Here is an 11,536-nt window from a genome sequence, read left to right on the forward strand (position 1 = left end):
GACAGAGCCAGGCACGGATGCCTTGACAGCTCTGGAGGCGGTCAATAGTTTCCAGCGCGGTTCCTGGCGCAGGGGTTCCCCCGGCGCCGTCTCTTCCCAACCACAGGCCCACGCGCCCTCCGGTCCGTTCCCAGGACTTGGGTGGTGCTGCCCCCTGGAAGGTGCTTCCGAGCGCCGCGCGGACGGATCGCCGTCCCGCGTACAGCCTGCCCGAGCCTTCGGGCGATTCCCCCCTACGTCCGTTCGCAGACCGTCATGGCCAAAGCCCGTTCCCCCCGAGAGAAGGTAGTCGAGCCCGCGTTCACCGAGGAGAAGCCCCGGCGCAAGCGCGCGGCGGCGAAGGAGGCTGAGAAGCCCGCTCCCCGGTCGCGCCGTGCGCCGGCGCGTCGTGAAGAGGCTCCCGCCGAGGAGGCCGAGGCCCCCGAGGTCGCCGCGGAAGCGCCCCGCCCGGTGCTCACGCCCATCTCCCGTCCCGTGCGCGACGACGAGCTCCAGGAGCTGCGCGGCACGGAGGAGGAGGCGCCCGCCGAGGAGGCCGCTCCGGCCGCCCCGCAGGAGTCCGCGGAGGGCCCCGCCATCACGGAGGTCGAGCGCGACGGCACCCCGATGCAGGTCATCAAGCTCAATGACCTGAAGCGGATGAAGATTGTCGACCTGGCGAAGATGGCCCACGACACGGGCATCGAGGGCTACCAGGGGCTGAAGAAGCAGGACCTCATCTTCGCGCTGCTGGGCGGCATCGCCGACAAGCGCTTCGAGGTCCACGCGGAAGGCGTGCTGGAGCTCTTGAGCGACGGCTTCGGCTTCCTGCGCAGCGCGGACAGCGACTACCAGCCGTCCCCGGACGACATCTACGTGTCGCCGTCGCAGGTGCGCCGCTTCAACCTGCGGCCCGGCGATACGGTGACGGGCCCCATCCGCCAGCCCCGCGAGGGCGAGCGCTTCTTCGCGCTGCAGAAGGTGGACAAGGTCAACTTCGCGGACCCCATGTCGGACGCGGCGCGCGAGCGCATCCTGTTCGACAACCTCACGCCGCTCTATCCGACGCGCAAGCTCAAGCTGGAGCACGAGTCGTCGGAGATGACCACGCGCATCATCGACATGTTCTGCCCCATCGGCCTGGGCCAGCGCTGCCTCATCGTGGCGCCTCCGAAGGCCGGCAAGACGGTGCTCCTGCAGAACATCGCGCACGCCATCAGCCGCAACCACCCGGACGTCTACCTCATCGTGCTGCTCGTGGACGAGCGCCCGGAGGAGGTGACGGACATGGAGCGCAGCGTGCGCGGCGAGGTGGTGTCCTCCACCTTCGATGAGCCCGCCACGCGCCACGTGCAGGTGGCGGAGATGGTCATCGACAAGGCCAAGCGCCTGGTCGAGCAGAAGTACGACGTCTGCATCCTGCTGGACTCCATCACCCGTCTGGCGCGCGCCTACAACACGGTGGTGCCCGCGTCCGGCAAGATCCTCTCCGGCGGCGTGGACGCCAACGCGCTGCACAAGCCCAAGCGCTTCTTCGGCGCGGCCCGCAACATCGAAGAGGGCGGCAGCCTCACCATCATCGGCACGGCGCTCATCGACACCGGCAGCCGCATGGATGAAGTGATTTTCGAGGAGTTCAAGGGCACGGGTAACTCCGAAATCGTCCTGGACCGGAAGTTGATGGAGAAGCGCATCTTCCCAACGCTCGACATCAACAAATCCGGCACCCGCAAGGAGGAGTTGCTCTTGTCTCAGGCGGACCTGGTGCGCATTACGGCGTTGCGCCAGGTGCTCCACCCGTTCACCCCCATCGACGCGATGGAGTTCGTGCTCAAGCACATGCGTCCGACGGCGGCGAACGCGGAGTTCCTGGGCTCGATGAACCGGTAGTTCCCTTCCGGCCCAAGGAGCCCCCATGCGTCGTGCCCGCCTGCCTCTTCTTGTCGCCCGCGCGGTCGCGGGCCTCACCCTGGGGTTGTTGGCGGGCTGCGACCTGGGGGTGGAGGACCTGCCCATTGGAGACACCCCGCCGGTGCTCTCCAGCCAGGTCTGCTACGACGACTCGGACTGCGTCGCGAACGCGTGCTGTGGTGAGGGCACCGCCATCACCCACCGCGACGAGGGGCCGGACTGCGGCAACGTGCGGTGCGACGGGACATGCACTCCCAACAGCGTGGACTGCGGCCGGTGCATCCCCACGTGCCGCAACGCGCGCTGCGCCGCCGCCTGCCAGTAGCGGCCAGCGTTCAGCTGGCCAGCCCGCTGGCCATGTCCACCGGCGGGTCCCTCAAGGGCAGCGTCACGCGGAAGGTGGTGCCGCCGCCCGGCGTGTCCTCCACGTCGATGCGGCCCTGGTGCGCCTCCACCACCTGGCGCGACACCCAGAGCCCCAGGCCCAGGCCGCCGTAGTGGTGCGTGGACACGGCGCGCTCGAAGCGCTCGAAGATGCGCTCGCGGTCCTCCGGCTTGATGCCGATGCCGTGGTCCACCACGCACAGCCGCACCACCTCACCGTCGGGCTGAAGCGACACGTCCACCGGGCGGCCCCGGCCGAACTTCAGCGCGTTGGCGACCAGGTTGTGCACCACCTGCGAGATGCGTGACGGGTCGAAGGTGCCCAGCACCGGGCCCTTCACGTCCACGGTGAGCGGCGTGCCGTCACGGCGCGCCTCCTCCTCCGCGAAGCGCGTCACCTCCACCAGCAGGTCGCCCAGGTCCACGTCCGTGCGGGTGAGCTTCATCCGGCCGCTGGTGATTTGCGACACGTCCATCAGCACGTCCACGAGCATCGCCAGGCGCCGGATGAAGGACCGGGCCTGCTTCAGCCGCTCCAGCGCCTTGGGCGGCGCGTCCCGGCCCAGGCCGCGCTCCACCAGCTCCAGGTGCAGCTGGAAGGCCGCCAGCGGCGTGCGCAGCTCGTGCGCCGCCACGGAGAGGAAGTCGTCCCGGGCGCGCAGCGCTTCGGCCAGCCCTTCCGCGCGGGCGCGCTCGTCGGCCATCTCACCGCGCATCCTCGCGAGCTTCAGGTTGGACGCGATGCGCGCGAGCAGCTCGCCCGCGGAGAAGGGCTTCACCAGGTAGTCGTCCGCGCCGGACGCCAGGCCCTGCACCGTGGCCTCTTCACCGGCCTTCGCGGACAGGAGCAGGATGGGCAGCTCGCGCGTGGTGGGCGCGGCGCGCAGGGCCCTCAAGAGGCCCATGCCGTCCAGCTTCGGCATCATCACGTCCGACAGCACCAGGTCCGGCGGCCGGGCCAGCGCGGCCTCCAGGCCCTTCTGGCCGTCCGTGGCCACCTCCACGTCGTACTCGGAGGAGAGCACGCGCTGGATGTAGTCGCGCATGTCCCGGTTGTCGTCCACCAGCAGGATGCGCGCGCGGGGCGCCGGGGCCACCCCGTGGCCGTTCGAGGACACCGGGTGCTGGTGGTGCGAGGACTGCGTGCGGTCCTTGGGCTTCGCGCTGCCCCACAGCAGCGCCTCCTCGACGTAGGCGGACGTGGCCTCGCGCGCCGCGGAGCGCGGCCGGGCGGTGGTGCGGATGCGCTCCTGGGGCAGGTGCGCATGCCCCAGGGGCAGCTCCACGGTGAAGACGCTGCCCTCGCCCTCGGTGCTGCGCGCGGACACGGCGCCGCCGTGCAGCCTGGCGAACTCCTGCACCAGCGCGAGCCCGATGCCGCTGCCCTCCACCGTGCGCGACGGCGAGCCCGTCACGCGGTGGAAGCGCTCGAAGAGGCGGGGCAGCTCATGCGCGGGGATGCCCGAGCCGGTGTCCTCCACCTCCAGCCTCACCCGCTGCCCGTGCTCGCGCAGGCGCAGCGTGACGCCGCCCTGGAGCGTGAACTTGAACGCGTTGGAGACCAGGTTGAGGACGATCTGCTCCCACAGGTCCGGAGCCACGTAGACGGGCTGGGACAAGGGCGGGCAGTCCACCGTGAGCTTGAGGCCCGCGCGCTCCATGGCGGAGCGGAAGCTGGACGCCGCGTCCTTCGTCAGCGCGGCCAGGTCCGTGGGCGCGAAGCGCTCCTCCTTGGGGCCCGCCTCCAGCTTCGACAGGTCCAGGAGCGCGTTCACCAGCTTGAGCAGGCGCCCGGCGTTGCGGTGCACCCGCTCCATCTCCTTGCGGACCTCGTCCGACAGGGGGCCCGCGCGCCCGGCGAGCAGGTCCTCCGTGGGGCCCAGCATCAGCGTCAGCGGCGTGCGGAACTCGTGGCTGACGTTGGCGAAGAACTCCGACTTGAGCCGGTCCAGTTCGCCCAGCTGCTCGTTCGCCACGCGCAGCTGTTGGTTGGCCTCTTGAATCTGCTGGGCGCGCCGGAAGATTTCGCCCTCCATCTCGTCCGCGCGGGCGCGCAGCTCGGCGTGCTGGCGGCTCTGCTCCTCGTCCAGGTGCTTCAGGCGGATGAAGTCGGTGACGTCCTCCACGCGGTGGATGACGTGGCGCACCTCGCCGTCCTCGCCAAACACCGGGGTGTTCAGCGGGCTCCAGTAGCGCGGCTCGAACCCGCCGCCGGCCTCCGCGGGCCGGGGGAGGTCATACTTCTGGACCGCCATCGCGTCCGGGGCGCGCGTCTTCACCGCGCGCTCCAGGGACGCGCGCAGGTTGGCCACTCCGGTGGCCAGCGGGTCCTCGGGGTTGCCCGGGAAGACGTCGAAGATGTCGCGGCCCAGGATGTCCTCGCGCCGCGTCCGCGTGACACGCAGGTACGCGTCCGTCACCGCGACGATGACGAACTCCGGCGTCAGCACCAGGTACGGGTTGGGCGCGGCTTCGAACAGGCTCCGGTAGTCCGGGGCCGGTGAGGGGCTGGGGGGCATCACACGTCCTCAGAGGCGGAGGCGTGTAGGGAGTTAGTCACTCACCCCCGGGATGACCAGGGGTGAAAGGAGGACCCGGCCCCCGGTTTTCCAACGGTGGACGCTTGGGGTGGACGGGCTTCCCGCCACGGTGGAGAAGTTCAGGCGGCGGGGGCGGCGTCCGTGGAGGCGACCGTCTGCTGGGCCGTCGCGGCCACCAGCGGGGGCGGCTGCGCCTTGAGGCGCGCATAGTCGAAGCAGGCCACCGCGATGGAGGCCACCGGCACCGCGAACAGCGCGCCCCAGAGGCCGAAGAGCTTCTCGCCCGCGATGAGGGAGAAGGCCACCACCACGGGGTGGATGCGCGCGGCCTCGCCCATGATCTTCGGGTTGAGGAAGTACGCCTCCAGCGCGTGGATGCCGATGATCCACAACAGGAGCGCGACGCCCTTCTGGAAGCCGTCCGCCAGCGCGATGAGGACGATGGGGACCGAGCTGATGATGGTGCCGAAGATGGGGATGAGGCTGAAGAGCGTGGCGATGGTGGCCAGCAGGAAGGCGAACTTCACGCCGAACAGCAGCAGGCCCACCAGCGTGAGGCCGCCGTTCACCAGGCAGATGGTGACCTGTCCGCGCACCACGCCGGACAGCGACTTGTCGATGCGCGCCACCAGCGTCTTCGCGTCCGGCAGGAACTCCGCGGGGATGAGCGTGCCGAAGTAGCGGCGGATGGCCTGCGCGTCGATGGAGAAGAACGCGGCGACCATCAGGATGAAGAACAGCATGAAGACGCCGGTGAGCACCTCCGTGACGATGCGGCGCGACACGTTGACGATGTCCGCCAGGTTCTCCTTCACGAGCGACGTCACGCGGGCTACCGCGTCCGTGAGCATCTGCTCCAGGTCCAGCGCCAGGCTGAAGCCGCCGGACGTGCCCGCCGCGCCCTCCATGGCCCGGTCCGACAGGGCCACGGGGATGCCGTACGTGTTGAGCCACTCCTCCGAGCGCTGCGCGAGCCCCTGCACGTGCTCCGGCGTGAGCGCGCTGGCGAAGGCGGCCATCTCCCGGCTGATGCGCGCCACCTCGCGGTAGAGCTGCGGCACCAGCGCGACGAAGAAGAGGTACACCGCCAGGAAGAACCCCGCGTAGATGAGCAGGATGGCCACCCAGCGCGGCACGGAGCGGCCGGCTACCTTCAGCCGGGTGATGCGCGCCACCAGCGGCTGCACCAGGTACGCGATGAGCGCCGCGCCCGCGAAGGGCATCACCACCGAGCGCAGGGCGAAGAGCGTCACCGCGATGGCCACCCACAACCCGGCGAGGAGGAGCAGGCGCTTGCGGCGTTCGTCGGGGGCGGTGGCTTCCACGGGCGGCGACATGCACCGGGCTTAAGGCAGCGGCCTCCCTCCTGACAAGCTCCTGGCGGAAAGCTTCCGGCGGGCCCCGGCTCCTATGCCCCCCAAGGGTCTGGAGCCCCTCGGCTGGAGGCAGACGGCCGGCCGGGGGCTTCAGGCCTGGGGCAGCCGGGACCGGTCGCCCAGCCGGGCCTCCACGCGGTCCAGACACTCGCGCATCAGGGGGCGCTTGATGCGGCCCTGGGTGGCCTCGCCCAGGCCCAGCATCTGTTCGGTGAGCCAGCGGGTGAGGAAGAGCAGGGGGACGCGGTCCTCGGGGGCCAGGCCCCGCTCCAGGTAGCGCTTGTTGCGCACGTAGTCGTCGAAGGCGTCGAACTCGCGGGCCAGGTCCCACCGCGCCAGCCTCAGGGCCTCCGTGTAGACGGCCGGGGCGGGGCGCCGGGTGGCCTCCTGGAACAGCGGGGCGAACTCGCCCAGGGTCGCGGGGTCCAGGTCCTGCACGGGCGGAGGCCAGGACTCCAGGTCCTTGGCGAGCAGCCGCGCCACCTCGTCCAGCAGGTGGTCCACGAGGGTGACGGGCTTGAGGTCGAAGAGGTGGTCCCAGCGCGAGGGCATGTGTCAGGGGCTGGCGGCGGCGGCGGTGGGCAGGGCCACCGGAAGGGGAGGGGATGCAAGCGCGGCGACGGGTGTGGCCACGGGGCCGTCAACATAGCCCAGGGCCAGCTCGCGCTGGATGACCTCCCACACGGCCCGGCGCGTGAGCAGCTCGCCGTGGGGCACCACGCCGGGCAGCTCCACGTTGAAGACGTTGGGCTGGCCCTCCACGTCCAGCACGGACGAGGGGTAGCGCGCGATGACGTCCTCACGCGAGTAGATGGACACGAGCCGCACGTGGCGCGGGAAGGCGCCCACGCTCAATTCCTTGATGAAGCGCGACGTCGGCGTGAGCTGCCACATGCTGCGGCTGAACCAGCCCAGCGTCGCGCAGCCCAGGTAGGCCATGCGCGTGCCCTTGTGCGGCGTGCCCAGGGTGATGAGGCTTTTGACGCGCGTGTCCCCGCCCAGCCGCTTCACGTAGTACGTGCCGATGAGGCCGCCCTTGGAGTGGCCGATGATGGTGAGCGGCCCCATGCCCGGGTGGCGCTCGTAGAGCCGGTCCACCTTGCCCTGGACCTTGCGCGCCAGCTCGTCGATGCGGTGCGTGTTGAAGCGGTCCATGGTGCCACCCAGGTGGATGGACCAGACGCAGTAGCCCTCGCGGCGCAGGCGGTGCTCCAGCACCTCCAGGACGCGGCGCGTGCTGAAGAAGCCGTGCAACAGGAGCACCGGCTTCTGGCAGTGCTTGAAGTCCGTGCGGCGCACGACCTGGTTGCCGCGTGGATCCAGATCCACGTAGCTGGCCAGGTACTTCAACTGGCACTTCAGCTTCCGGTACTGCATCACGAACGGATTCATCCCAACGCCCCCGTCCCTCCTGCACGGGAGAAAGCTAGGGAGCGCGTCCGCGCGCGGCCTGGATCAGCGCCCGTCCGGTCAGGTGAAGTGTTGGAGAAAGTTCACCAGCACCCGGTGCGCGTGCGGCGTCGGCGTGATGCCGGACAGGAGCCGGGGGACGTACTCGCCCTCGGGGACGCCCTTCTCCCGTGCGAGCGCGTCCAGCTTCTCCTCGCGGGCGAGGATGACCGCGCGCATGGCGTCCGTGGGCATCTCCGGGTGGAACTGCACGCCGCGCACGTTGTTCCGGAACGCGAGCGCCTGGTTCGCGGTGTTGGCGTTGCCCGCGAGCACCGTCGCGCCTTCAGGCAGGCGGGAGACGATGTCCTCGTGGGTCTGCTGCACGGCGAAGCGCTCCGGCAGGCCGGTGAACAGCTTGTCCGCGCGGCCCTCGGGTGAGAGCGCCACCTCCACGGTGCCCGTCTCGCGGCCGTTGGGGTTGCGCGTCACCTTGCCGCCGTAGGCCTCGGCGAGGAGTTGTTGGCCAAAGCACACGCCGAGCACGGGGATGCCCTGCTCGCCCGCCTCCACCATGAAGGCGCCCGCGCGCTCCATCCACGGCTCGCGCTGCGTCACCGACAGGGGCGAGCCCGTCATCATCACCGCGTCGTACCCCTTCGCGTCCTTCGGCAGGGGCGCGCCCTTGTGCACGGGGAGGATGTCGAAGCGCCGGCCGGACAGTCCGATGGTTTGCAGAAACCACCGCTCATAGTCGCCCACGGAGAGCTGGACGGAGGTCGCCGCGTCGCCGGCTTTCAGCAGGAGGACGTTCTTCATGGGGGCAGCTTGCCGCGTCATGTCTCCATTCCTACCGTGTCCAGCCGTCCGTGTCCGGTGCCCGCCACTTCCAGGTTGCTCGCGCGCCGTGCTCACCCGAGGCCTCGTCATGACCGACGCTCGTTCGCTCACTCCCAAGCTCCCCGTGCTCAAGCTCGTCATCGACGGGCAGCAGGTGGACCCCATCGAAGGCGGCACCTTCGCGGTGGTGAATCCCGCTACCGGCCAGAAGATCGCGGACGTGCCCGCGGGCACCGCCGCGGACGTGGACCGCGCGGTGAAGGCCGCGCGCCGCGCCTTCGAATCCGGGCCGTGGGGGAAGATGACCGGCCGCGAGCGCGGCAAGCTCATCCGCAAGCTGGCGGACCTGCTCTACGAGCGCCGCGAGGAGTTCGCGCTCGTCGAGTCGCTGAACAACGGCAAGACCTTCAAGGACGCCATCCGGGGGGACGTGGCGCCGGCCGCCGCGACGCTCGCGAACTTCGCGGACATGGCCAGCACCATCACGGGCGAGGTGCTGCCCGTGGACGGCCCCTTCCACACCTACGCGCTCAAGGAGCCGGTGGGCGTGGTGGGCGCCATCGTGCCGTGGAACTACCCCACGTGCATGCTGGGCTGGAAGCTGGGGCCCGCGCTGGCCGCCGGCTGCACGGTGGTGGTGAAGCCGTCGGAATACACGCCGCTCACCGCGCTGAAGCTGGGCGCGCTGGCGCTGGAGGCGGGCTTCCCGCCCGGCGTCATCAACGTCGTCACCGGCCTGGGCGACCCCGCGGGTGAGGCCATCGCCCGGCACCCGGACGTGGACAAGATTTCGTTCACCGGCTCTGGCCGCACCGCGCGCCGGCTGCTCCAGGCGTCCGCCGCGAGCAACCTGAAGAAGCTGACGCTGGAGCTGGGCGGCAAGAGCCCGCAGATCATCTTCCCGGACGCGGACTTCGACCGCGCGGTGGAGGCGTGCTTCTGGGGCATCTTCGGCAACAAGGGTGAGACCTGCAACGCGGGCAGCCGCGTGCTGGTGCATGAGAAGGCCTACGACGCCTTCGTCGCGAAGCTCGCGGAGAAGGCGCGCACGATGAAGGTGGGCGACCCGCTGGACGCGACCACGGAGATGGGCGCGCTGGTGAGCCAGAAGCAGATGGACGTGGTGCTGGGCTACATCGAGAGCGGCAAGCAGCAGGGCGCGAAGCTGCTCGCGGGCGGTGGCCGCGACACCGAAGGGCTCAAGGCGAAGGGCTGCTTCGTGAAGCCCACCATCTTCGGCGACGTGAAGCCGGACATGAAGATCGCCCAGGAGGAGATCTTCGGCCCGGTGCTCAGCTGCCTGCGCTTCCGCGACGACGCGGAGGCCATCGCGATGGCGAACAGCACGCAGTACGGCCTGGCCGCGTCCATCTGGACCGGCGACGTCGCGAAGGCCCACGCGCTGGCGAAGCAGGTGAAGAGCGGCGTCGTGTGGATCAACTGCTTCAACGAGTTCGACGACGCGGCGCCCTTCGGTGGCTACAAGGAATCCGGTTGGGGCAAGGACCTGGGCCACCACGCGCTGGATGGCTATCTCCAGACGAAGGCCGTGTGGACGAAGCTGCCGTCTCCCTGACGCACCCGCGCGCTCCATTCCATTCCACCGCTTCACCGCCGCATGACGAAGAAAAGGAAGGTCCGCATGGCGTCGCGTCCCAAGGCCAAGGTGCTCACCCATCCGGCGATGGCCCGCCGGGCTCGCGCGAAGGAGCGCGGCGAGGCAGGGCCGCGTGCGGCGGCCGGACAGCAGGGGGACATGGACTCCCTGCGCCGGTGGATGGACGAGAAGGGCGTCCGCAAGGTGAAGCTGGGCGCCATCGACGTGGATGGCGTCTTCCGAGGCAAGTACGTCTCGCTGGAGAAGTTCTACAGCGCCGCGAAGAGCGGCCTGGGCTTCTGCGACGTCGTCTTCGGCTGGGACCTGGGCGACGAGCTCTTGGACAACACGAAGGTGACGGGCTGGCACACGGGCTACCCGGACACGCCCGCGAAGGTGGACCTGTCCACCGCGCGCATCATCCCGTGGGAGCCGGACACCGCGGCGTTCCTGCTGGACTTCGTGAACCCGGACGGCACGCCCTTCGAGGCGAGTCCGCGCCAACTGCTCCAGAAGATGGGCCAGCGCGCGCGCAAGCTGGGCTTCCTGCCCAAGTTCGGCGCGGAGTACGAGTTCTTCCTCTTCAAGGAGGGCCCGCAGAGCCTGCATGAGAAGGGCTTCAAGGACCTCACGCCGCTGACGCCGGGCATGTTCGGCTACTCGTGGCTGCGCACCTCCATGAACGCGCCGCTGGTGCACGCGCTCATCGACGGGTGCAACGCGTACGGGCTCAACATCGAGGGCTTCCACACGGAGACGGGCCCCGGCGTCTTCGAGGCCGCCATCCGCTACGACACGCTGGAGTTGGCGGCGGACCGCGCGGCGCTCTTCAAGACGGTGGTGAAGGAGATCTGCGCGAAGCACGGCGTGTCCGCGTGCTTCATGGCGAAGGTGGACCCGAAGCTGCCGGGCTGCTCCGGCCACGTGCACCAGTCGCTGTGGAACCTGAAGGACGAGGAGAACCTCTTCCACGACCCGTCGCAGAAGCACGGGATGAGCAAGCTGATGCGGCACTACATCGGCGGGCAGGTGGCGCTGATGCCGGAGCTGACGGCGCTCTACTGGCCCACCATCAACAGCTACAAGCGCAGCGTGGAGAACACCTGGGCGCCCACCACCGCGACGTGGGGCCTGGAGAACCGCACCTGCGCCATCCGCGTCATCGGCGACAGCGGCAAGTCCATGCGCATCGAGTACCGCCAGTTGGGCGCGGACATGAACGCGTACATCGGCATGGCGGTGAGCCTGGCCGCGGGCCTGTGGGGCATCGAGAACGAAATCGAGCCGCCCGCGCCCGTGCTGTCCAACGCGTACGAGGCGAAGAACACCAAGCCGCTGCCCCGCAACCTGAAGGACGCGGTGGCGCTGCTCAAGAACAGCGAGCGCGCCCGCGAAATCCTGGGCGACGGCTTCGTGGACCATTTCGTGCGCACCCGCGAATGGGAGGTGCGCCAGTACGAGCGGGCGGTCACCTCCTGGGAGCTGGAGCGCTACCTGGAACTCATCTGATTCGTAGGAGG

General features: G+C 69.8%; 9 protein-coding genes. 4 read left to right on the forward strand and 5 right to left on the reverse strand.

Translation table 11 applies throughout. From position 1 onward, the window contains the following. The first annotated feature begins 255 nt into the window (after positions 1-255). Together rho and JYJ93_RS12700 are read left to right on the forward strand one after the other, a co-directional pair. Entirely contained in the window at positions 256-1,869 is a 1,614-nt protein-coding gene (rho, locus tag JYJ93_RS12695; protein WP_128798748.1) for a transcription termination factor Rho, read from the forward strand. Between the two features lie 25 nt (positions 1,870-1,894). Next, positions 1,895-2,215, forward strand: coding sequence for a hypothetical protein (locus tag JYJ93_RS12700; protein WP_206790278.1), 321 nt, complete (start codon positions 1,895-1,897; stop codon positions 2,213-2,215). A 10-nt stretch (positions 2,216-2,225) separates the two neighbouring features. On the opposite strand, the gene JYJ93_RS12705 is transcribed toward JYJ93_RS12700, so the two are convergent. The 5 genes from JYJ93_RS12705 to JYJ93_RS12725 form a co-directional block, all read right to left on the reverse strand. Then, a complete protein-coding gene (locus tag JYJ93_RS12705) occupies positions 2,226-4,793 on the reverse strand; it encodes an ATP-binding protein (protein ID WP_206790280.1) in 2,568 nt (855 codons plus the stop codon). Between the two features lie 140 nt (positions 4,794-4,933). Then, positions 4,934-6,151, reverse strand: a complete 1,218-nt coding sequence (locus tag JYJ93_RS12710; protein ID WP_206790282.1) for an AI-2E family transporter — start codon at positions 6,149-6,151, stop codon at positions 4,934-4,936. Positions 6,152-6,280: 129 nt separating this feature from the next. Beyond that, positions 6,281-6,742: a hypothetical protein gene (locus JYJ93_RS12715; protein WP_206790284.1), complete on the reverse strand. Its 462-nt coding sequence runs from the start codon at positions 6,740-6,742 to the stop codon at positions 6,281-6,283. Positions 6,743-6,745: 3 nt separating this feature from the next. After that, complete coding sequence (locus tag JYJ93_RS12720; protein WP_206790286.1) at positions 6,746-7,582, reverse strand: alpha/beta fold hydrolase; 837 nt, start codon at positions 7,580-7,582, stop codon at positions 6,746-6,748. 78 nt (positions 7,583-7,660) lie between these two features. Beyond that, positions 7,661-8,419, reverse strand: coding sequence for a glutamine amidotransferase (locus JYJ93_RS12725; RefSeq protein ID WP_206790292.1), 759 nt, complete (start codon positions 8,417-8,419; stop codon positions 7,661-7,663). A gap of 88 nt (positions 8,420-8,507) precedes the next feature. Here JYJ93_RS12725 and JYJ93_RS12730 point away from each other — a divergent pair, with 88 nt between their 5' ends. After that, the gene (locus JYJ93_RS12730) at positions 8,508-9,995 is read left to right on the forward strand and encodes an aldehyde dehydrogenase family protein (RefSeq protein WP_206790293.1); all 1,488 of its coding nucleotides are present in this window, start codon (positions 8,508-8,510) and stop codon (positions 9,993-9,995) included. A gap of 66 nt (positions 9,996-10,061) precedes the next feature. Next, complete coding sequence (locus JYJ93_RS12735; RefSeq protein WP_206790294.1) at positions 10,062-11,525, forward strand: glutamine synthetase family protein; 1,464 nt, start codon at positions 10,062-10,064, stop codon at positions 11,523-11,525. Positions 11,526-11,536 lie beyond the last annotated feature (11 nt).

Origin of the sequence: Corallococcus sp. NCSPR001 (assembly GCF_017309135.1) — a bacterium.
Lineage (GTDB): Bacteria > Myxococcota > Myxococcia > Myxococcales > Myxococcaceae > Corallococcus.